Source organism: Aerococcaceae bacterium DSM 111021 (genome assembly GCA_020112395.1).
In the GTDB taxonomy this organism is placed as follows: Bacteria; Bacillota; Bacilli; order Lactobacillales; family Aerococcaceae; genus Ruoffia.
Map to the genome: position 1 here is coordinate 696,594 of JACCEK010000002.1, position 23,197 is coordinate 719,790.

Below are 23,197 nucleotides of genomic sequence, written 5' to 3' on the forward strand. Positions count from 1 at the left end.
TATAAAGGTCCATCTTTTTTTGTACAAAGTATTAATAAGCGTTATTTTGTTTGCGCTTTCATTTTTGGTAAAATGGTACTGAACAGTGTAACTGAGTATTTCTTAAAAGAAAGAAGGAAATATCATGAAACGTTTATTCAAAATAGTGTTGAGAATTCTAATGATTACAGTAATCATTGGTATTATTTTCTTTGGGATACGTTGGATTAATTCAAGTCGTTACAGTGAATACATTGCTCCAGATGAAGAAAGTGTCTATGTAAATCCGTCAAATTTAACCCTGTACGAGACAAATCAAGACAATATGACCGTTGAAACAATCGAAGAAAGATACGTTAATGGCTTTCACTTAGTGCCAGATGATATTCAAGGAGATGGTATTATCATTATCTTTGGAGGATCTGATGGTTCGTCAAATTATGACTTAGCTGTGCAAATTGCGCAGGAAGGTTATGAAGTATATAGTTTATTCTTTTTTGGTATAGGAGATTTGCCGGAGGCTATTCATGAAGTTCCTATTGAGTTTTTCGGGGATGTTTTAACTTATCATGACAACCATAGTCAGACAGAAGGACCTATCACAGTCTTAGGTGCATCAAAGGGAGCAGAACTAACGTTAAACTTAGCGACTGTCTATGATGAGATTGATAACATCATATTATATGCACCTTCGGCATATAATTTTTTCTCATTAAATCAATTGAATACAGATGATAGTTCATGGTCACATGAAGAAGAGCCATTACCATACTTAAGTAATATGGAAGGAAGTTCACTGGAAAATTTTAAAATGATTGCTGGATTTATGTTCTATACACCGGTATCGTACACACCAATCTATCAAAGCATCATTGAGGGAACAGATGATGAAAGTTTAGAGGCTGCCAGAATTAAAGCAGAAGATTTTGATGGGGACGGGATTGTATTTGCAGGTGGAGACGACCTAATGTGGGATTCAGAAAGTATGGGGGAACTCATTAATGAACAGGCGAGTCAAATCGAAATATACGTCTATCCAGAAGCAGGACACTTATTCTCAATGGGAAGATACTTAGGAAATTCATCCTCATTGATTGCGATGGGTGGTAACCAAGAAGTAAATCAAGTAGCGCTTGAAGAAAGTAATGATATTTTGAAAGAAACATTAGCAAACTGGCACAATAAAGAATAGAGAATATGTTTTTATAAGAAAAAATCAATAAATACTTGCATTAAGTCTGAATAATGGTATACTATTTCGGTGCGCTAGAACGCACACTGAGTGGGAGGAGTGAAGCTCACTCCGTAAACCACATCACGAACAAAAAAATTTTACAAGGAGGAATGTTTCGTGGCTAAAAAAGTCGTAACACAAGTTAAATTACAAATTCCAGCGGGACAAGCAAGTCCAGCTCCGCCAGTTGGTCCAGCATTAGGTCAAGCGGGAGTTAATATCATGGCGTTTACTAAAGAGTTTAACGCTCAAACACAAGATCAAAATGGGATGATCATCCCAGTAGTAATCGACGTGTATGAAGACCGTTCATTTAGTTTTATTACTAAAACACCACCAGCTCCAATCTTACTTAAAAAAGCAGCTGGCTTAAGCAAAGCTTCAGGTGAACCAAACAAAAACAAAGTAGGTTCAGTAACTAAAGCTCAAGTACAAGAAATTGCTGAAATTAAAATGAAAGACTTAAACGCAGCAGATGTAGAAGCTGCTATGCGCATGATCGAAGGAACAGCTCGCTCAATGGGTATCACTGTAGAGGGCTAAGCATAACGCAGCTTCCAGCCCGTATTCTATCGGGTGTGGGAGGTATTACCGTTAATACCACAAATATAGGAGGAACAAATTAAATGGCTAAGAAAAGCAAAAAATTTCAAGCGGCATTTGAAAAAGTAGACCGCAATAATTTCTATAGCGCAGACGAAGCAATCGCATTAGCGAAAGAAATCGACTTTGCGAACTTTGATGCAACTATGGAAGTTTCTTACAACTTAAATATCGATGTTAAAAAAGCTGATCAACAGATCCGTGGAGCAATGGTATTGCCACATGGTACTGGTAAAACTCAAACAGTTGTAGTAATTGCATCTGGAGAGAAAGCTAAAGAAGCAGAAGCAGCAGGTGCTGACTTTGTTGGTGATACTGATATGATCGAAAAAATCAACAGTGGTTGGTTAGATTTCGACGTAATGGTTGCTACGCCTGACATGATGGGACAAGTTGGTCGTCTAGGTCGAGTATTAGGACCAAAAGGCCTAATGCCTAACCCTAAAACTGGTACAGTAACACAAGATGTTACTAAAGCAGTTAACGATATTAAAGCAGGTCAAGTAAACTACCGTGCTGATAAAGCAGGAATCGTAAACGTTCCAATCGGTAAAGTATCATTTGACGATGCTCAATTAAAAGAAAACTTTGTAGCGTTACACGAGCAAATCGTACGCTTAAAACCAGCTTCAGCTAAAGGTACTTACATGACAAGTTTAACATTGTCTACTACTTTTGGACCTGGTATCAAAATTGATGCTCCAGGAATGGAATAATCAGTTTTAACTTAAATAATTAACAACCCTAGTGTGGATTAAATTCCATACTAGGGTTTTTTTATTATTTAAAAGCAAGGATTTTATTTAATCCCTTTCATCAAAATGATTTATATTGAATTTTAAAGGTTTGATAATCAAAAAACATTTAAAAATAATTAATTTTGGATTATAAATAAAAATGATGACAGGGCATTTCGATATTAATATAATAACCTTTGTCGTTAGTTTTAAAATAAATATTTTTTTGTTCATCGACAAAATATGATAAATATAACTAACAATATAATACTTTTTAAAAAAGGAGAATATATATGAAAAGAATGAAAAAAATGGAATTATAATAATCATTGCTGTATTGTTAACAGGTGGAGTAACGAGTTATGCTGCAACGAACATATTTAATAATCTAGATTCAATAGAATTGAATGTCGATAAATTAATTAGCATGGTGGCGGGGAGTAAAGAAAGAGCTAAAAAACTAGAGCAGGAGCTTGAGACAGAGAAAATAAATTTTAATAAGCAAGAAGAGCTAGTTAGCAAATTAGAAGAAGAAATCGTTTTACAAGAAGCTTTACTTGCGGATAAAGATTCATTAATTGCTCAAAAAGAAGAAAATATAGTGAAAACCGAAGAAGCAGTAGAATCATTACGTAAAGACTTAGCAATTGCTAATACAGATCTAGCGATGTACAAGAGCACAATATCAAAGTTAAAGGCAGAATTAGAAACAAAAGATAACTTATTTGCTCAAGCAGAGCAACGTGTATCAGACTTAGAAGCGAAAGTAAGTAATGCAGTTTCAGATTTAGAATAGTACCTACATATAGAAGATAAAAGACTAAATAAATTAATTTCGGAAAAAACCCTAAAAAGTGTTGACAATGAAACGAGTATCCATTATGATACTTTATGTGTTAAACGACCAAAGACAGTAAGTGGCGAATGCCTTAATTTCTTACCGAGGAAGTTCCTAAGTGATAAACAACAGGAATGTATCTCTATGTCTATGGTGACATGGGGGTTTTTTTATTGGTCACAGTTACCAATAAATACTCTCTATACCAAAATGACGGAGGTGAACTAATTGGGAAAAAGAAAAGTGACTCTTGAACAAAAACAAAGCGAAGTTGCAATCATTACTGAAGAACTTAAAAGTTCTGCAAGTGTTGTAATTGTCGATTATCTAGGTCTTACTGTTACTGAAGTAACAGAATTACGTAAAAACTTACGTGATGCAGGCGTACAAATGAAAGTTGTGAAAAACACAATTTTACGTAGAGCAGCTGCAGACGCAGGTATTGAAGGTTTAGATGAGGTTTTCGCTGGTCCTACTGCGATTGCTTTCCATTCTGAAGATGTTGTTGCCCCAGCTAAAATTATCGTTGATGCAGCAAAAGATTTAGAGAAATTAGAAATCAAAGGTGGATTAATTGAAGGTGCAGTTGCTTCAGTTGCTGAAATCGAAACATTATCTAAATTACCAAGTCGCGAAGGTCTATTATCTATGTTACTATCTGTACTGGAAGCTCCAATGCGCAATACAGCTTCAGTATTATCACAGATGAACCCAGCTCGCAAGATGGCTTATGCGCTTAAAGCTGTTGGTGAAGCAAAAGACGCTGCTTAATGTAGCACAATAAATAAACTAAAAAAACACATATAAAATGGAGGAAACATATCATGGCATTAAACATTGAACAAATTATTGAAGATATCAAAGCAGCAACTGTTGTAGAATTAAACGAATTAGTAGAAGCAATCGAAGAAGAATTCGGTGTATCTGCTGCTGCTCCTGTAGCTGTAGCTGCTGCTGGTGGCGCTGGTGAAGCTGCTGCTGAAGAGCAAACAGAATTCGACGTTGAATTAACTTCTGCTGGATCTGCTAAGATCAAAGTTATCAAAGCAGTTCGTGAAGCAACTGGTTTAGGACTTAAAGAAGCTAAAGAATTAGTAGATAACGCTCCTAAAGTTATTAAAGAAGGATTATCTAAAGAAGATGCAGAAGCATTAAAAGCTGCAATCGAAGAAGTTGGAGGAGCTGTAGAAGTAAAATAATCTTTGATTATTTTACTTCTAAGCCCACAAAACCAGAGGTGTTAGCCACTTCTGGTTTTTTTGTACATAAATATAACCTTCTATATAGAAGATAAAAGCAACATGTCAGTTGATTTCTAAATTAACTGGCATGTTGCTTTATTTATTTACCCATCATATCCTAGTCGTTCTGAAGCTTCTTGGGCGCCATTACGTAAGATACGCATAAAATCCTTCAACTTATCTTTATTCATCCGAGTTAATGGCCCAACAATCGAAAGAGCACAAACAACCTTACCTTTATAATCCCAAACTGGGAACGCTAAAGAGTAATTGCCTTCTGATAATTCACCTACACTAAAACTATAACCTTGACTTCGAACTTTTGATAATTCTTTCTTTAATTGAATAGGGTTCGTAATCGTATGTTCAGTAAAAGCAGAATGTGGTAGATTGATTGCCTTATCAATTGTTTCCTCATCTGAGTATGCGAGTAGAACCTTACCTGTACTTGTAGCATGAATAGGGTTCTTCATTCCGATTTGTGTATTCACGTCAGAATAGTACGGTCCATTCATCTTATGTATATAGAAGACATCTGTTCCATCGATTGCAGCAATTTGTGCACTTTCATTGGTTCTTTGAACGATATCACTCAAGACAGGACCGACTTCACGATATATTTCGTTGGTGTTTGCCAAAATACCTGCAATGGTCAATAGTTTGTTTCCTAATATGTACCCTTGGCTTTGAGGGTCACGTGCTAAAAAGTTTTGCTTTTCTAAAGTTCTGACTAACCGACTAACCGTGCTTTTTGATAATTCTAAATCTTTTGCTAATTGACTTACAAATACGACCGTTTTCGTATTAGAGAACTGTTCTAAAATTCGTAAAGCATTGGTAACAGATGATAGCTGATCAGTTTTATTCTTTGTCAAAAAGGGCGCTCCTTTCGTTGTTTCACATACCGAGACACAATTAATGATAACGCTATCATTAATTACTTATAAATTTTCCCTATGGATGTTTATAAATCAATTATAACGCTTTCATTTTAAAAAACAAATACTTATTGTTCCATATATAGAAACAAAGAGATGAAGAAAGCGGTACCAATGTATATACTGTAAGTACAGTAAGCGGTTACGAAATAATAACTAAGGAGCATAAATCGATGACGAACTATACCGAAAAAGTTAAATCGCTCGCAAATCATCTCTGGTCTGCCTTTGAGAAACATCAAGGTGTTGAACCAGTGACAAAGCTAGAGCCTAACCTAACGACAGAAGAAGCATACTATGTACAACTCTATAATGTGGATCGTCAACTAGAAGCAGGAAAAACGATTATCGGAAAGAAAATCGGGTTAACTTCTAAAGCGATGCAGGAATCATTAGGAGTCGATGAACCAGACTACGGTCATTTATTATCTGACATGGTCATTGAAAAAGACAAGCCGGTGATTCACTCGGATCAAGTTCTTCAACCGCGTGTCGAAGGAGAGTTAGCTTTCATATTGAAAGAAGACTTGACGGGGCCGAATGTGAACGTGGAAGACGTACTGAATGCTACAGAATCTATTGTGGCTGCAATCGAAATTGTTGATAGTCGAGTACAAGATTGGAAAATTACACTACAAGATACGGTTGCTGATAATGGGTCGTCTGCTTTCTATATATTAGGAGACAATCACTTCAAACCAGAAGACTTAGATCGAATTGGCGTGAAGATGCAACTCTTTAAAAACGATGAACTCATTAACGAAGGTGACGGTTCAGCTGTCCTAGGCGACTCAGCTTATTGTGTGGCTTGGTTGGCTAATAAGTTGAGTGACTTTAATATAAAGTTAAAAGCTGGGGAGGTTATCTTAGCGGGAGCACTTTCAGCAGCCATTGGCGCTGAAGTATCAGACCAGTTCACATGTAAATTCACTGAAGGCTTGGGGGATGTAAGTATCCGCTTTGAAGAAAAGGAGTAAGAGAATGACGAAAAAAATTGATGTAGGAATCATCGGATCTGGAAATATTGGATCTGACTTAATGATGAAACTCCTTCGCAATGATTTACTAAATCCAACTCATATGATCGGGATCGATGCAGAGTCTCGCGGTATGAAAATGGCAGCAGAAAATGGTCTAGAAATTATTGCAACAGGAATTGATGGACTAAAAGATGTTGAGAATAAACCAAAAATGTTATTCGATGCAACGTCAGCGAAAGCACATGAGTATAACAATAAAGTGGCGCAAGAATTAGGGATTCAGATGTTTGACCTAACACCAGCTGCAATAGGACCATTTACTTCACCAACGGTGAACATTAACGATCACTTGGATAAAACAAACGTCAACTTAATTACGTGTGGAGGTCAAGCAACAACGCCTCTAGTAGCAGCAATTAACGATGTGGCTTCAGTAAAATATGCTGAAATTGTCGCAACGATTTCAAGTGCTTCAGCGGGTCCAGGAACACGGGCAAACATTGATGAGTTTACAGAAACAACATCTAAAGCACTCGAAGAAGTTGGGGGCGCAGATAAAGGGAAAGCGATTATTATTTTAAACCCAGCCGAACCACCTATTCTAATGCGTGACACTATTTATGCCATTGTTGAAGAGGACCAATTGGATGAAGAGAAGATTGTTGAAGCAATCAGAAAACGTGAGAAAGAAATCCAAGCAATCGTACCAGGGTATCGTCTACGTACTGATCCAATCTTTGATGATAATCAAATCACTCTATTCGTCGAAGTAGAAGGAGCAGGCGATTACTTGCCAGTCTACTCAGGTAACTTGGATATAATGACTGCCTCAGCGGTAGGACTTGCTGAAGCATTCGCTAAAAAAATGACTCAAGCCAACGGAGGTGCCTAAAATGAGTAAAGATTTAACACTAGTTGAAGTAGCGCTTCGTGATGGCTCTCACGTTGTCCGACATCAATATACAACCGAACAAGTGGTATCGATTGTTAAAGGGCTGAATGAAGCCAAAGTTCCATATATCGAAGTATCACATGGAGACGGTGTTGGTGGATCGTCCGTACAATATGGTTTTTCAAAAGAATATGATATCAACTTAATTAAAGCAGCGAAAGAAGCTTCGGATTTTTCTAAGATTGCCGTTCTATTGTTACCTGGAATAGGAACAGTTGAAGATCTAAAAGAAGCCAGAGAAGCGGGAGCAGACATGGTGCGTGTCGCAACCCATTCAACAGAAGCAGATGTTTCTGCACAACATATTCGCTACGCTAAAGAAGAACTTAACATGGAAGTTGTAGGCTTCCTCATGATGGCCCATATGGCATCACCAGAGAAATTACTTGAACAAGCGAAACTAATGGAAAGTTACGGTGCAGATATTGTCTATGTAACTGATTCGGCCGGTGCATTATTACCTGATCAAGTCACAGAACGTATCCAACTATTAGCGAATAACCTAAATATTAAAATAGGGTTCCATGCTCACAATAACTTAGGGCTTGCTGTTGCCAATACTTTAGCAGCGATTGATGCAGGTGCAACATTCGTTGACGGAAGTGCTCGCGCAATGGGGGCAGGGGCAGGAAATACTCAGACAGAAGTACTCGTAGCCGTATTGAATAAACTAGGCTATAACACTGGGATTGACTTATATAAAATGATGGATGTCGCACAAGACTTGGTGGCTCCATTAATCGAAAAAGAACAAATCATCGATAGCGATAGTTTAATGCTTGGATATGCAGGAGTGTACTCAAGTTTCAGACTATTTGCCCAACGAGCAGCCGAGAAATTCGGTGTCGATTCACGAGATATTCTAAATGAATTAGGAAAGATAGGAGTGGTAGGTGGACAAGAAGATATGATTGTAGATGTTGCTAGCCAGCTTGCAAAGGAGCAGAAGTAGGGGAGGTATATGGATAATGATTTAATTCACGATATCGCATCTGAATTAGTTGAAGCAGAAGAGGATAAACGAGCTATCGAACGCTTTACAAAAAATCGGTATCCCGATTTAACGGTCGAACAAGCTTATCATATTCAAGAAGCGCTGATTCAGATTAAGCGTATCGATGGCCATAAGGTTATTGCCCCGAAAATGGGTCTGACATCGAAGGCTAAGTGGGACCAAATGGGTGTAGACACACCAATCTATGGGTATATATTCGATTCGATGAAAGTGGAGGACGTTATTGTACATTCTAATTACATTCATCCAAAGATCGAACCAGAGATTGGGATTGTATTAGCATCTGATATGGAGGGACCAGGAGTTACACGTGATGATGTATTGAAGAATATTGCTTATGTTTTCAGTGCCGTTGAGATAATTGATAGCCGTTATAAAGATTTCGACTTTCAGTTGAGTGATGTTATTGCGGATAATTCTTCAGCAAAAGGTTATATCTTCTCAGATCAGAGGATACCAGTCGATCAATTAGATCTTGCAAATGAAGAAGTTGAGATAATTAAAAATGGAAGCGTTATCGCTAAGGGTGCAGGACGTAATGTCTTGGATCACCCAGCTGAATCAATTGTTGCTTTGGTCAATATGTTAGGTGAACAAGGACAGATAGTTAAAAAAGGTGAACCAATTATGACTGGCGGAATGACATCTGCCGTCTTAATACAACCAGGTGATGTTGTCGAGATAAACTATACAACCTTACCTACAATAAAAGTAAATATAAAATAATAATTTAAAATAAAAGGAGAAATTTATTATGACAAACACAATTAAGGAACCTATTTTTGATGTACATCAGTTATCGCATACAGAGTTATTTACACCCGTATTGAAAGATTCGGTTGAATTCTTTACAAAGGTTTTAGGTATGACAATTGTTCATGAAGAAGGCGACTCAATTTACTTACGCGCTTATGAAGACGTTTACTTATATTCATTGATTCTGACAAAAGCTAAAGAAGCGGGAATGGGATTCTCAGCATTCCGTACTAGTTCACAACCAGCTTTAGACAGACGTGTTGCTGCGCTAAAAGAAGCAGGTAGAGAAGTAGAAGTTCGTAATAATAACTATGGTTACGGAACATCATATCGCTTTGAGGATTTAGATGGACACGTTATTGAATTATTCTGGGAAGTTGAAAAATACAAAGCATCAGAAAACTTGGAATCTAAGTTAAATAACCGTGCGCAACGTAAGCCAGCACGTGGTGTTCCAGTTCGTCGTATTGATCATATTAACTTAATGACACATCCGGATATGGTTCACGAAAACCACGAATTCTGGCGTGATGTATTAGGATTCCGTGTACGTGAAGGGGTATTAAACGAAAAAGATGAGTTCTTCGCAACTTGGTTATCAGTATCACCATTAGTTCATGAGGTTGCTTTAATGGGTGACGAACTTGGAGGACACGGACGTCTTCACCACTTGGCATTCTGGTATGGAATTCCTCAACACTTGAATGACTTATCAGAATTATGTGTGGAGCATGGTATTCCAATTGAAGCTGGACCATTAAAACACGGTGTATCACAAGCATTATGTATGTATATTATTGAACCAGGTGGAAACCGTATTGAGTTATTCGGAGATTCAGGTTACTTAATTCTTGATCCAGACTGGGAAACAGTTAAATGGGCTCCAGAAGATGCTGCAAAAGCAATCATCTGGTATGGTGGAGAATTACCAGAAACTTACTTCCGTTATGGTACTCCAAGAATTGAAGATCAGACTGACGATTTAAACTGCTACTTCAATCCAATCAAGAACTCACTAGAAAAAGAAGATATGGCAGTTCATATCAGTAAAGAACGTGAGCGTAAATTATACGACACATTTGAATTTGATTTAAGTGATGAATAATACTGTTTAAAATGTAGAGGCGGATTTAGAATCCGCCTTTCATTTTAAACATTGATTGTTTCGTTATGTGAGACTCTAACCTGATAATGAAATCGTTATCTCTTATAATGGAACATGTAGACGAGTTGCAATAGTTAAAAATAAAGGAGGAAATTTTAATGAGTAGACCAGAAATTGGAAAAAGCGTTAAGACAGGTAAGTTTACAACGAATTATCTAGAAGTTGGAGAAAATAACGGTGGCGTTCCATTAGTATTTATCCACGGTTCAGGACCTGGTGTATCGGCGTATGCTAACTGGCGTTTAGTATTACCAGAAGTTGGTGTAGATAATCATGCTTACGCATTAGATATGGTAGGTTTTGGATATTCTGACAAACCAACAGGTGATCAAGTAGATTTCGGTATTGATCTTTGGACAGAACAAATTATTGATTTCCTGGATGCATTGAATATTGAAAAAGCTAACTTAGTTGGTAACTCATTCGGTGGATCATTAGCGATTTCAGTTGCACTTAAAGCACCAGACCGCGTTAATAAGATTATTACAATGGGTGCAATGGGTGTTGAAATGGATATGCCTTATGGACTAAACGAGGTATGGGGTTATAAAGGAACGAAAGAGCATATGGCTGAGTTAATTGATTTATTCGCCTATGACAAAAAATTCGCTAGTGAGGAATTAGTTACTGTACGTCATGAAGCAAGTCAAGAGCCTGGTTTCCACGAAGCATTCAGTTCAATGTTTCCACACCCACGTCAAAGCTCTGCGGATGATTTATCATTCCCAGATGAAGAAATTAAGAAAATTAAACATAAGACATTGTTAGTTCACGGTCGTGAGGATAAAGTTGTTCCAGTAGAAAATTCTTACCGTTTAATCAATCTGCTTGAAAATGCTGATTTACATATCTTCGGAAAATGTGGACACTGGGTACAAATTGAGAAGTCACTTGAATTCTCTACTCTAGTAAATGACTTCGTAAAAGAAGATTAAGTTAAATTTCTACCCCAAGTCTAATTCTAACTATATAAATATTAAAACCGGAAAAACTCATACCACCTTTGAGTCTTTCCGGTTTTATTGTTTTATGTCCAATTTAAGTGATTAAGATAATCAATCAAAGCTTCTTGAAATTCACGAAAAGCTGGGCTTGTTGTTATGACGTGTTTCCCATCTTGAAAACTATCAAGTTGGACGTCTGTGTTGATTAATTTACTTGCGATGGTATCTTGGGTTTTGGGATCAATCAATTCATCTTTGATAGACTTTGCGATATAAGCAGGCGTTGTTATTTCAGGTAAGTCATTTCGAACACCTATAATTAATTCATCAATCTGATCAATTTGTTGATTCATTAATGGTGTTAATTTATCAATCTCTTTTTGAATTTCCGTATCTGACCATTTACGATGAGATAATATGCGCTTAATTGAGGCAGTTATGTATTTTCTAATAGGTGTTGGGTCTAATCCATTGATACAAGGGCTGTTGAAAGCACCTACTCCTACAAAGCGATTAGGATATTTTTGAGTAGCATTTAATGCCAATATTCCACCTAGAGAAAGGCCCATAATCGCAATCCGCTTATAACCCTCCTCCTCTAAGAATTGGATTGCTTCATCTATTTGCTGAATCCATTCAGATGGATGAATATCAAACAAATCACCTACGGGCTTTGTACCATGTCCTGCTAAGTTGAATGCATAGACACTGTAACCGGCTTTTCGAAGAGCTCTTGCAGTCCGTCCGATTTCTTGTATACTTCCGACAAAACCATGCAATAATAGAATGCAACGTGGACCTTCTTGGTAGTAAATAGTGTCATTTGACTTGTACATGAGTATACTCCTCTCCTTTAATTAAAATAAAAACAAGCAATACAACTTTAGTTATACTGCCTGTTGAATAGATTATAATTGTTTAAGTAATTCTTCGATTACGACAGCAACACCATCTTCACGATGTGATGGGGCGATGGTTTTAGCCATTTCTATTACTTCTGGTGCTGAATTTCCCATTGCATAACTATGACCCGCCATTTTTAGCATAGAACGATCGTTTAATGAGTCACCAATCGTTGCGACATCTTCCATAGATATCCCGCGAGAAGCAGCATACTTTTCAACAGCAAAACCTTTTTGAGCTTTTGAATGAGTAATCTCAAGGTTATCTGGTCCAGAAGACGTGATATCTAAATCTTCTAATGCTTTAAATGCTTCATAGAAGTTAGTTAATTTATTGTCAGAAGGTTCACCGAAAACCATGAACTTTAATGCCATCGTATCGTCAGTATAACTAAATTCATCCATACCTTTGATATAAGCAATCTCATGGATAAACTGAGCGTCGCTAGAATAAGCATCATCTGTTTTGATATTAGTATGCTTTTCAATATCTAATTTACGAAGCATTTCGTGCACGCGTTCGATAAAAGCTTCCTTATCATCAACATAGAAATATTTGTCAGTCATCACAGAATATTCTGTGTCAGATTCATCTAGATACTTTAACATTTTTTTGACAGTGCCAATTTCTAAGGGGATCTTTGTTTCAATTTCACCATTAAGATTATAAACCGCAGCTCCGTTAAGGTTAATCATTTTGCAGTTGATATTATGAACGTCCAAGATTGGTTTGGCTGAGTTGTAAGCCCGTCCAGTAGCGATGACGAATTCAATTCCTGCTTGTTGTAAAGCTTTTACTGCACTAGCATTTCTATCAGAAATCACATGTTCTTCATTGAGAAGTGTCCCATCCATATCCGAGACAAATAACTTAACCATTTAATATCCTCCAATAATTTTAGATTATTTCTGACTATAGTTTAACATGAAACTGGATAAAGTGATATGATATTGCTAAGTACATAAAGAGGTGAATAATATGAATGAGCAATATTTCTCTAATAATCCCCAAAGTAAACACAATGAGAAGCAAATTAGAACAATCGTTAATGGCATTGAGTTAAAGTTGATGACAGATAGTGGCGTGTTCTCCAAAGATCGAGTGGACTTCGGTTCGCAGCGTCTAATAGAAACCTTCTCTGAAAACGTGAATTTAGAAGAAGGGCAAAGTGTTTTAGAATTAGGTAGTGGATACGGTCCGATTCTGATTACTTTAGCTAAAGCACATTTGAATGTCGATTTCACAGGAGTAGAATTAAACGAACGTGCTTTTGAGTTAGCTAAGCGAAATGCTGAGTTGAACAAAGTTGGACAGATTAAATGGGTTTTAGATGATGCAACGACGGTTGAATTAGGTGGCCAGTATGATTTCGTGCTAACTAATCCCCCTATTCGTGCAGGTAAGAAGTCTGTCCATGAGTTTATTACACATGCCTATAAACAACTGAAACCAAATGGTTCGCTGTGGGTTGTTATCCAAAAGAAACAAGGAGCACCATCATTGCTTAATCACATGGAAGATATCTTTAGGAATGTTACGAAAGTAAAGCAAGACAAAGGTTATTGGATATTAATGAGCGAAAAAGAAGTTTAGTTATAAAGTATGTTGTTGTGTAAAGGTTAAATTGATTCAATTACTTTATTGAGAACGTTTCGGCGACCGTAATGGAAGTGAATTTAGTAACAATAAACGTCTTGATTATGAATGATTTAATTTTTTCTAACCGAATAAGGCATATTGGAGTGCCAATGTGGAATTCATGTTCCGTGAAAAAGGACGAACTACCGCAATGGTCACGATGAATTCTCAGATGGCACTGAAATATGCGTAAAACATTCACTTTTATATAATTCATTCGATGTTCAAGTGCCATATAATGCGGGTGTTTTTGAAAGTAAGCGTGTTTAATCGTTGAAAAATAAATAAGATGTTGACAACCTGCCTATTATCTAGTAGTATAGATAAACGCAAAGAATAGGTATAGATGAAGAGAACTCAGCTGAAATATTGTCCAGCCGTGTTTTCGCCAGAATAAAACAAAAGATTGAGTCGCTTTTTCAAAAGTCCGCAATCCTTTGTTATTTTTTTGCCCAAAATTGGGTAAAAACAGCAAGTGTAACACATTGTTAATACTTGTAATATTTCTGTAACATTTAGCTTAGTTCTAAAATTTATAAGGGGTGAAGAGCTTGGGTAATCATCATATTGTGAAATATGGTAAAAAAGCAGAGCGTCGTAGTTATTCACGTATTAACGAAGTACTAGAATCACCAAATTTAATTGAAATCCAAACTGATTCATATCAGTGGTTCCTTGAGGACGGGTTAAAAATTATGTTTGATGATATATCGCCAATCGTTGATCATACAGAAAACTTAGAATTACATTTTGTTGATTATGAATTTAGAGAAGCAAAATATAATGTAGACGAAGCAAGAAGTCATGATGCAAACTATTCTCAGCCAATTTACGTAAAATTACGTTTAGTGAATCGTGAGACAAATGAAGTAAAAGAACAAGTTGTTTTCTTTGGGGACTTCCCAATGATGACAGAAATGGGAACGTTCATTATTAATGGAGCGGAACGTGTTATTGTTTCTCAGTTAGTACGTTCTCCTAGTGTATATTTCCATGACCGTTTAGATAAGAAAAACCGTCACACGTTTACGTCAACTGTTATTCCAAACCGTGGTGCATGGTTAGAATTTGAAACAGATGCTAAAGGTGTTGCATACGTACGTATCGACCGTACGCGTAAATTACCATTAACAGAATTAGTTCGTGCTTTAGGATTTGGATCAGATGAAGAGATTTATGATATCTTAACTGAATCAGAGCTATTAAACACAACTATTGATAAAGACGTACATAAGAACGTTGCGGATTCACGTGTTGAAGAAGCCTTAAAAGATGTATATGAGCGTCTACGTCCAGGTGAACCCAAAACAGCGGAAAGTGCAAGAAACCTATTAACAGGACGATTCTTCGATCCACGCCGTTATGACTTAGCGCCTGTTGGGCGTTACAAAATTAACAAAAAGCTTCATCTTAGATACCGTCTATTAGGCTTAACTTTGGCCGAAACTTTAGCGGATCCTGAGACTGGAGAAGTTCTTTTTGCTGAAGGCACTAAATTAGAACAAGATGATATCGAGAAATTAGTTCCTTATTTAGATAATGGATTAAATATGGTTACTTTACACCCTGCTCCAGAAGCGGTTGTAGCAGAGCCAATCGATGTTCAAGTTGTTCGAGTTTATTCACCAGAAGATCCTGAAAAAATAATTAATATTATTGGTAATGGTCATTTAACTGAAGAAGCTAAGAGCTTAACTCCAGCAGATATCATTGCTTCAATTAACTACTATTTATTCTTAGACTTTGGAATTGGTGGAACAGATGATATTGACCATTTAGGTAACCGTCGTATTCGTTCAGTAGGTGAATTACTTCAGAACCAATTCCGTATTGGATTATCTCGTATGGAACGTGTTGTTCGTGAACGTATGTCGTTACAAGATACAACGTCAATGACGCCACAGCAATTGATTAATATTCGACCAGTTGTAGCTGCAATCAAAGAGTTCTTTGGTTCATCTCAATTATCTCAGTTCATGGATCAGTCAAATCCATTAGGTGAGTTAACACATAAACGTCGACTATCAGCATTAGGACCTGGTGGATTAACCCGTGACCGTGCTGGGTATGAGGTGCGTGACGTGCATTACTCTCACTATGGTCGTATGTGTCCAATTGAGACACCTGAGGGACCGAATATCGGTTTAATTAACTCATTAGCGACTTATGCTAAAATTAACGAGTTTGGGTTCATTGAAACACCATTCCGTAAAATTGATCGTGAAACTAACCGTGCAACGGAAGAGATTCACTATCTATCAGCTGATGAGGAAGATTTATATATCGTTGCGCAAGCAAACTCATTACTGAATGAAGATGGAACTTTTACTAACGAAACAGTTATGGCTCGTTACAAATCTGAGAATATCGAAGTGCCAAGAAATCAAATTGACTTCATGGACGTTTCACCTAAGCAGGTTGTCTCTGTAGCAACAGCATCAATTCCTTTCTTAGAGAACGATGACTCGAACCGTGCCCTGATGGGAGCGAACATGCAACGACAAGCTGTACCATTGATTAATCCTAAAGCACCATATATCGGTACTGGTATGGAATATCAAGCAGCACATGACTCAGGGGCGGCTTTACTATGTAAACGTTCTGGTAAAGTTACTTATGTTGATGCAGATCATATCCGTGTTCAATTAGAAGACGGATCATTCGATGATTATCATTTAACTAAATTCGCACGTTCAAATGCGGGTACATGTTATAACCAACGCCCAATTATTGAATCAGGCGAAATGGTTGAACAAGGCGACATCTTAGCTGATGGACCATCAATGGAAAATGGAGAAATGGCCTTAGGTCAAAACCCATTAGTAGCCTTCATGACTTGGGATGGATACAACTATGAGGATGCTATTATCATGTCAGAACGACTTGTAAAAGATGATGTATATACATCAATTCATATTGAAGAATATGAATCAGAAGCACGTGATACTAAATTAGGACCTGAAGAGATTACTCGTGAAATTCCTAACGTCGGTGAAGACGCGCTGAAATATCTTGATAAAGATGGAATCATTGCTATCGGTGCTGAAGTACGTGATGGTGATATTCTAGTAGGTAAAGTAACACCTAAGGGTGTAACGGAATTATCTGCAGAAGAGCGATTATTACATGCAATCTTTGGTGAGAAAGCACGTGAAGTACGTGATACATCACTACGTGTACCACATGGTGGGGGCGGAATCGTTCACGACGTGAAAATATTTACGCGTGAAAACGGAGACGAATTATCACCTGGTGTAAACATGTTAGTTCGTGTTTATATTGTACAAAAACGTAAAATTAGTGAAGGGGATAAAATGGCCGGACGTCACGGAAATAAAGGGGTTGTCTCTTTAATCGTGCCGGAAGAGGATATGCCATTCCTACCGGATGGAACTCCAGTTGATATTATGCTGAATCCATTAGGGGTACCATCACGTATGAATATCGGGCAAGTATTCGAGCTTCACCTCGGTATGGCTGCACGTGAGATGGGGATTAACATCTCTACACCAGTATTTGATGGTGCAAGTGAAGAAGATGTTTGGGAGACAATCAAAGAAGCTGGCTTAGCCGAAGATGCTAAGACTACCTTATATGATGGTCGAACAGGTGAACCATTTGACCGTAAAGTATCTGTTGGAGTTATGTACATGCTTAAATTAGGACACATGGTTGACGATAAAATCCATGCTCGTTCAACAGGACCATACTCATTAGTAACGCAACAACCATTAGGTGGTAAAGCACAATTTGGTGGACAACGTTTTGGTGAGATGGAGGTTTGGGCACTTGAGGCATATGGTGCTGCTTACACGTTACAAGAAATCTTAACTTACAAGTCGGATGACGTTGTAGGACGTGTGAAAACGTATGAAGCCATTGTAAAAGGTGAGCCAATTCCAAAACCAGGTGTACCTGAATCGTTCCGAGTGTTAGTAAAAGAGTTACAATCTTTAGGATTAGACTTACAAGTACTTGATGCGGAACATAAAGAAATCGACTTACAAGATGACGAAGAAGACGATGACATCATTAACTTCAACGCATTAGAGAAGTATAAAGAAGATCAAAAACAAACAGGTAGTAAACCAGTTGCCGCAAGCGAAGCAAAAGAAAAAAACACTGATAAATAATTTAAATTTAGTATGACAGGATAGATTGATGGTCAGGGCCACTCTTTGAATGAGTGGACTCCATCGACTATCGGCAATTTTATAAGGAGGTTGGCCCTTTGATAGATGTTAATACTTTTGAATCAATGCAGATTGGTTTAGCATCCCCAGAGAAAATCCGTAGTTGGTCATACGGTGAAGTTAAAAAGCCTGAAACAATTAATTACCGTACACTTAAACCGGAAAAAGATGGTTTATTCTGTGAGCGTATTTTTGGTCCGTCAAAAGACTGGGAATGTTCTTGTGGTAAGTACAAACGTATTCGCTATAAAGGTCGTGTTTGTGAACGTTGTGGTGTAGAAGTTACACGTTCTAAAGTACGTCGCGAACGTATGGGACATATCGAATTAGCAGCTCCAGTTACTCACGTTTGGTATTTCAAAGGAATTCCAAGTCGTATGGGTCTTATCTTAGATTTAAGTCCACGATTATTAGAAGAAGTTATTTACTTCGCTTCTTATATTGTAATTGAATCAGGAGATACACCATTAGAAGTTAAGTCTTTATTAACTGAAACAGAGTATCGTGAAAAACGTCGTGAATTTGGAAATCGATTCAAAGCGAAAATGGGTGCTGAAGCAATTAGTGACCTATTAGCGGCGGTTGATATTAAAACAGAAGTAGCAGAATTAAAAGAAGCGTTGAAAACAGCGACAGGACAAAAACGTACGCGTGCAATTCGTCGTCTTGATATTCTGGATTCATTCTTAGAATCAGGTAACGATCCAACTTGGATGATTATGGATGCCTTACCAGTTATTCCACCTGAATTACGTCCAATGGTTCAACTTGAAGGTGGCCGTTTTGCAACAAGTGATTTAAACGACTTATACCGTCGTGTTATTAACCGTAATAACCGTCTGAAACGTTTATTAGATCTTGGTGCACCAAACATTATCGTTCAAAATGAGAAACGTATGTTACAAGAAGCTGTTGATTCGTTAGTGGATAACGGTCGTCGTGGTCGCGCAGTAACCGGACCGGGTAACCGTCCATTGAAATCACTATCGCACATGTTAAAAGGTAAGCAAGGGCGTTTCCGTCAGAATTTACTTGGTAAACGTGTTGACTATTCAGGTCGTTCGGTAATCGTTGTTGGTCCATCATTAAAGATGTACCAATGTGGTCTGCCAAAAGAAATGGCAATTGAATTATTCAAGCCATTTGTAATGAGAGAATTAGTTGAACGCGATATCGCAGGAAACATTAAAAACGCGAAGAAAATGATTGAAACTCAAGATGATGCAATCTGGCCAGTTATTGAAGATGTTATAAAAGAACATCCGGTTCTTTTAAACCGCGCACCTACACTTCACCGTTTAGGTATTCAAGCTTTCGAGCCAGTTATCGTTGAAGGTAAAGCAATTCGTCTTCACCCATTAGTGTGTGAGGCTTATAACGCCGATTTTGATGGTGACCAAATGGCTGTTCACGTTCCATTATCTGAAGAAGCTCAAGCAGAAGCGCGTCTATTAATGTTAGCTGCACAACATATCCTTAACCCTAAAGATGGTAAACCAGTTGTTACACCATCTCAAGATATGGTTTTAGGTAACTATTACTTAACTTTAGAAGAAGAAGGACGTATCGGAGAAGGTATGATTTTCTCATCTGTAAGTGAAGTTGAACTAGCTTACCAAAATGGATATGTTCACTTACATTCACGTATTGCGATTCCAGCAACAGCATTAGAAGGAAAACCATTTACTGAATGGCAAAAAGAACGCTTGATGATGACGACAGTTGGTAAAATTATTATCAACCAAATCATGCCAGAAGAGTTCCCTTACTTAAATGAACCAACGAATGAAAACTTAATCGAACGCACACCTGACAAATACTTCATCGACCATGGAGTAGATGTCAAAGAAGCGATTAAAGAGATGGAACTTGTTCCTCCATTCAAGAAAAAACATTTAGGTAACGTGATTGCAGAAGTGTTCAAACGTTATCAAGTTACAGAAACATCTATCATGCTAGATAAGATGAAAGACTTAGGTTATAAACACTCAACTCGTTCAGGTATTACTGTAGGGGTTGCAGACGTAATTAACTTAGACACTAAAGAAGTTATCATTACAGATGCTCATGATCGTGTTGAAAAAATTACTAAGCAATACCGTCGTGGTTTAATCACTGAAGATGAGCGTTATAACAATGTTATTCGTACTTGGGAACGCGCGAAAGATCAAATTCAAAATGAATTAGTCGCAAAATTACCGCGTCTTAACCCAATTAGTATGATGTCTGACTCTGGTGCCCGTGGTAACATCTCTAACTTAACTCAACTAGCTGGTATGCGTGGTAACATGGCCGCTCCAAGTGGTAAGATAATCGAATTACCGATTACATCTAACTTCCGTGAGGGATTAAACGTTCAAGAAATGTTTATTTCTACCCATGGGGCTCGTAAAGGGATGACCGATACTGCATTGAAGACAGCCGATTCAGGTTACTTAACACGTCGTTTAGTTGATGTGGCACAAGATGTTATTGTTCGTGAAGATGACTGTGGAACAGATAAAGGACTCGTAATTAGCGCAATAAAAGATGGTAACAGTGTGATTGAATCACTTGAAGAACGTCTAATTGGCCGTTACTTACAAAAAACTATTCGTCATCCAGATACTAAAGAAGTGATTATTTCTAATAGTGAGTTAATTACAGAAGATATTGCACAACAAATCATTGCTGCTGGTATTGAAGAAGTAACTATTCGATCAGTGTTTACGTGTGATACGATTCACGGTGTATGTAAACACTGTTACGGTCGTAACTTAGCTACAGGTGATGAAGTTGAAGTTGGAGAAGCAGTTGGTACAATTGCTGCTCAATCAATCGGTGAGCCTGGTACTCAATTAACAATGCGTACATTCCATACGGGTGGGGTTGCCGGTGGTGGAGATATCACTCAAGGTCTTCCTCGTATCCAAGAGATTTTTGAAGCGCGTAATCCGAAAGGATTGGCTCAAATTACTGAAGTTGCTGGTCAAATTGAAGCAATTGAAGAAAAATCTTCTGACCGTACGAAAGATATTACAGTGCGTGGTATTACAGATACGCGTACATATAATGTACCTTTCCAATCACGACTTAAAGTTGCAGTGGGTGATTCTGTTGAACGTGGACAAGCCTTAACAGATGGTTCTATTGATCCGAAAGAATTGTTACGTGTAACTGATGTTATAACAGTTGAAAACTATATGCTACATGAAGTACAAAATGTATATCGTGGACAAGGGGTAGAAATTGGAGATAAACACGTGGAAGTAATGGTTCGCCAAATGCTTCGTAAAGTACGTGTTATGGATCCAGCTTCTACAGATATCCTACCAGGTGCATTATTAGATATCGCTGACTTTACTAAAGCCAATGAAGCGGCAATTAAAGCAGGAGAAGTCCCTGCAACAGCACGTCCAGTCTTACTAGGAATTACAAAAGCAGCTCTAGAGACAAATTCATTCATCTCTGCTGCATCATTCCAAGAAACGACTCGTGTGTTAACAGATGCTGCTATCCGTGGAGATCGCGATGAATTGATTGGACTGAAAGAGAACGTTATTATCGGTAAGCTTATTCCGGCTGGTACAGGTATGAACCGTTACCGTTCACTTGAAACATCAACGTCTGTGGATATCGAAAGAATTCAAGAAGAAGAAAGATTAGCGAAAGAAAAAGCAAAAGAAGATAAAGCAAAAGAAGAAAAAGATACTGAATCTTCATTCAAATAATTAATTAATCTTTTTAACAAATGCCACCTCACTCTAGGTACATCAGAGTGAGGTGGCGTTTTTGTGTTATAAGTAAACTACATAGAAAGAACACAGTAAAATCCGAAAAAGATAAAAGGAAAAAAGGGGAGTGGACTAATAACTTTTTTTGAGAATACGTATCTTAAAATAATGAATAGAAGAGCTGAACTCGAACAGATTAATAAGAATAAAGGAAACAAAGGTATAGGAATACATAAAGATAGAATGGTAAAGGTTTTAATATCTGCACCTCCGATTGAACCAGGTCTTAAAATATTAAAGAGAAACAGAGCTGTAAAGGTAGTAAATGCCAGTAAGAATTGATCCCATATGTTAAGGTGACTCATAAAAAGGATGTAAAAAGATACGAGTAGAAGTGAACCTTGTAATAAATCTGGGATAATCATAGCGTGCACGTCACAAAAAATCATTAAAAGAGCAATCAAAGTAAAAACGACAACAAAGTAAAAAGGGTATTCAAAAAGAATGAACGTAGACCAAACCATAAAAATGCCACTAGCGAATTCAACTATTATATAGAAGGGACTCGTTGGATAATTACAATATCTGCACCGAAAAGACGCCAATATTTGTGAAATAATGGGAATAAGATCTATTGCAATAAGTGTAGTAGAACAATGATCACATGAGGAACGTCGAGATAAATTAATTTGTTGATTTACCCAATCATGTGCAAAACAGTAAGCGAAGGAGCCAAGGCAACTACCGAGAATAAACGAGACAATATAAATCATATAAAAACCTCCTATATATATATACAAGAAAAACCTCTAAATCCATTATTAAAAATGATTTAAAAGTAAAAAAAGTGAGAAAACAGGAAAAAAAGGTTGACCAACTACCAAAATTAATGGTATATTATTCTTTGTCGTCACAGGACGTTGATTAAATTGTCTGATGGCAAAATCATTTACATTAAATTTACAAAGAATTTACAAACTTGTTGACAATATGTAAATGCAGTGTTATTATAACGTAAGTCGTTACAGTAACGTTTGTAGCGGTTACAAAAAAACACGAACAAAGTGTTGAAAAACAATTATTAAAAAATTGTTGACATCGACGCAAAATGCGTGGTATACTTATTAAGTTGTCAAGAAGACAATGAAACATATCTAAGCAAACGATATATTCGATACGCTTTTAAAAAAGTGTTGACAACAGTTTGGAGGATGTGATACAATATAAAAGTTGTCGCTTGAAAAAAGCACAACGAAAGCTCATTGAAAACTGAACAAAGATAAACACACCAAATGTGTAATGGGGTCTGTTGATTTATCAGCAGACACAACCAAACAATTCGATCTGGATGACCACCAGTATAAAAAG

General features: G+C 37.3%; 19 protein-coding genes and 1 other annotated feature. Of the genes, 15 read left to right on the plus strand and 4 right to left on the minus strand.

All coding sequences use genetic code 11. The annotated features are described in order from the left end of the window. Positions 1-124 precede the first annotated feature (124 nt). The 6 genes from HYQ40_09550 to rplL all read left to right on the plus strand — a co-directional run bounded on the left by HYQ40_09550 (position 125) and on the right by rplL (position 4,590). Positions 125-1,171: a hypothetical protein gene (locus HYQ40_09550; GenBank protein ID MBZ6528022.1), complete on the plus strand. Its 1,047-nt coding sequence runs from the start codon at positions 125-127 to the stop codon at positions 1,169-1,171. 159 nt (positions 1,172-1,330) lie between these two features. Continuing rightward, complete coding sequence (gene rplK, locus HYQ40_09555) at positions 1,331-1,756, plus strand: 50S ribosomal protein L11 (GenBank protein ID MBZ6528023.1); 426 nt, start codon at positions 1,331-1,333, stop codon at positions 1,754-1,756. An 83-nt stretch (positions 1,757-1,839) separates the two neighbouring features. Continuing rightward, positions 1,840-2,532, plus strand: coding sequence for a 50S ribosomal protein L1 (gene rplA / locus HYQ40_09560; GenBank protein MBZ6528024.1), 693 nt, complete (start codon positions 1,840-1,842; stop codon positions 2,530-2,532). A 358-nt stretch (positions 2,533-2,890) separates the two neighbouring features. Continuing rightward, a complete protein-coding gene (locus HYQ40_09565) occupies positions 2,891-3,349 on the plus strand; it encodes a hypothetical protein (protein ID MBZ6528025.1) in 459 nt (152 codons plus the stop codon). Positions 3,350-3,439: 90 nt separating this feature from the next. Then, positions 3,440-3,571: a sequence feature (ribosomal protein L10 leader region), on the plus strand. A gap of 48 nt (positions 3,572-3,619) precedes the next feature. Further along, entirely contained in the window at positions 3,620-4,162 is a 543-nt protein-coding gene (locus HYQ40_09570) for a 50S ribosomal protein L10 (GenBank protein MBZ6528026.1), read from the plus strand. A gap of 53 nt (positions 4,163-4,215) precedes the next feature. Continuing rightward, complete coding sequence (gene rplL / locus HYQ40_09575) at positions 4,216-4,590, plus strand: 50S ribosomal protein L7/L12 (GenBank protein ID MBZ6528027.1); 375 nt, start codon at positions 4,216-4,218, stop codon at positions 4,588-4,590. A gap of 146 nt (positions 4,591-4,736) precedes the next feature. On the opposite strand, the gene HYQ40_09580 is transcribed toward rplL, so the two are convergent. Next, on the minus strand, positions 4,737-5,507 hold the full coding sequence (locus tag HYQ40_09580; protein MBZ6528028.1) for an IclR family transcriptional regulator: 771 nt from the start codon (positions 5,505-5,507) through the stop codon (positions 4,737-4,739). Between the two features lie 236 nt (positions 5,508-5,743). Here HYQ40_09580 and HYQ40_09585 point away from each other — a divergent pair, with 236 nt between their 5' ends. The 6 genes from HYQ40_09585 to HYQ40_09610 all read left to right on the plus strand — a co-directional run bounded on the left by HYQ40_09585 (position 5,744) and on the right by HYQ40_09610 (position 11,373). After that, positions 5,744-6,547, plus strand: coding sequence for a fumarylacetoacetate hydrolase family protein (locus tag HYQ40_09585; protein MBZ6528029.1), 804 nt, complete (start codon positions 5,744-5,746; stop codon positions 6,545-6,547). Between the two features lie 4 nt (positions 6,548-6,551). Next, positions 6,552-7,442 carry an acetaldehyde dehydrogenase (acetylating) gene (locus HYQ40_09590; protein MBZ6528030.1) on the plus strand — a complete coding sequence of 297 codons (891 nt, stop codon included), beginning with the start codon at positions 6,552-6,554 and terminating at the stop codon, positions 7,440-7,442. Position 7,443: 1 nt separating this feature from the next. Continuing rightward, positions 7,444-8,454 carry a 4-hydroxy-2-oxovalerate aldolase gene (gene dmpG / locus HYQ40_09595; protein ID MBZ6528031.1) on the plus strand — a complete coding sequence of 337 codons (1,011 nt, stop codon included), beginning with the start codon at positions 7,444-7,446 and terminating at the stop codon, positions 8,452-8,454. A 9-nt stretch (positions 8,455-8,463) separates the two neighbouring features. Then, entirely contained in the window at positions 8,464-9,243 is a 780-nt protein-coding gene (locus HYQ40_09600) for a 4-oxalocrotonate decarboxylase (protein MBZ6528032.1), read from the plus strand. A 28-nt stretch (positions 9,244-9,271) separates the two neighbouring features. Continuing rightward, the gene (locus tag HYQ40_09605) at positions 9,272-10,378 is read left to right on the plus strand and encodes a VOC family protein (protein MBZ6528033.1); all 1,107 of its coding nucleotides are present in this window, start codon (positions 9,272-9,274) and stop codon (positions 10,376-10,378) included. A gap of 158 nt (positions 10,379-10,536) precedes the next feature. Continuing rightward, the gene (locus HYQ40_09610) at positions 10,537-11,373 is read left to right on the plus strand and encodes an alpha/beta fold hydrolase (protein MBZ6528034.1); all 837 of its coding nucleotides are present in this window, start codon (positions 10,537-10,539) and stop codon (positions 11,371-11,373) included. Positions 11,374-11,465: 92 nt separating this feature from the next. On the opposite strand, the gene HYQ40_09615 is transcribed toward HYQ40_09610, so the two are convergent. Beyond that, positions 11,466-12,218, minus strand: coding sequence for an alpha/beta fold hydrolase (locus tag HYQ40_09615; protein ID MBZ6528035.1), 753 nt, complete (start codon positions 12,216-12,218; stop codon positions 11,466-11,468). Between the two features lie 72 nt (positions 12,219-12,290). Beyond that, positions 12,291-13,163, minus strand: a complete 873-nt coding sequence (locus HYQ40_09620; GenBank protein MBZ6528036.1) for an HAD family phosphatase — start codon at positions 13,161-13,163, stop codon at positions 12,291-12,293. A gap of 100 nt (positions 13,164-13,263) precedes the next feature. Here HYQ40_09620 and HYQ40_09625 point away from each other — a divergent pair, with 100 nt between their 5' ends. The 3 genes from HYQ40_09625 (at position 13,264) to rpoC (ending at position 21,826) form a co-directional block, all read left to right on the plus strand. Then, entirely contained in the window at positions 13,264-13,878 is a 615-nt protein-coding gene (locus HYQ40_09625; protein MBZ6528037.1) for a class I SAM-dependent methyltransferase, read from the plus strand. A 587-nt stretch (positions 13,879-14,465) separates the two neighbouring features. Next, the gene (gene rpoB / locus HYQ40_09630) at positions 14,466-18,056 is read left to right on the plus strand and encodes a DNA-directed RNA polymerase subunit beta (GenBank protein MBZ6528038.1); all 3,591 of its coding nucleotides are present in this window, start codon (positions 14,466-14,468) and stop codon (positions 18,054-18,056) included. Positions 18,057-18,154: 98 nt separating this feature from the next. Then, complete coding sequence (gene rpoC / locus HYQ40_09635) at positions 18,155-21,826, plus strand: DNA-directed RNA polymerase subunit beta' (protein ID MBZ6528039.1); 3,672 nt, start codon at positions 18,155-18,157, stop codon at positions 21,824-21,826. Positions 21,827-21,903: 77 nt separating this feature from the next. Here rpoC and HYQ40_09640 read toward each other — a convergent pair whose 3' ends face one another. Continuing rightward, entirely contained in the window at positions 21,904-22,602 is a 699-nt protein-coding gene (locus HYQ40_09640) for a prepilin peptidase (protein ID MBZ6528040.1), read from the minus strand. Positions 22,603-23,197: the final 595 nt, after the last annotated feature.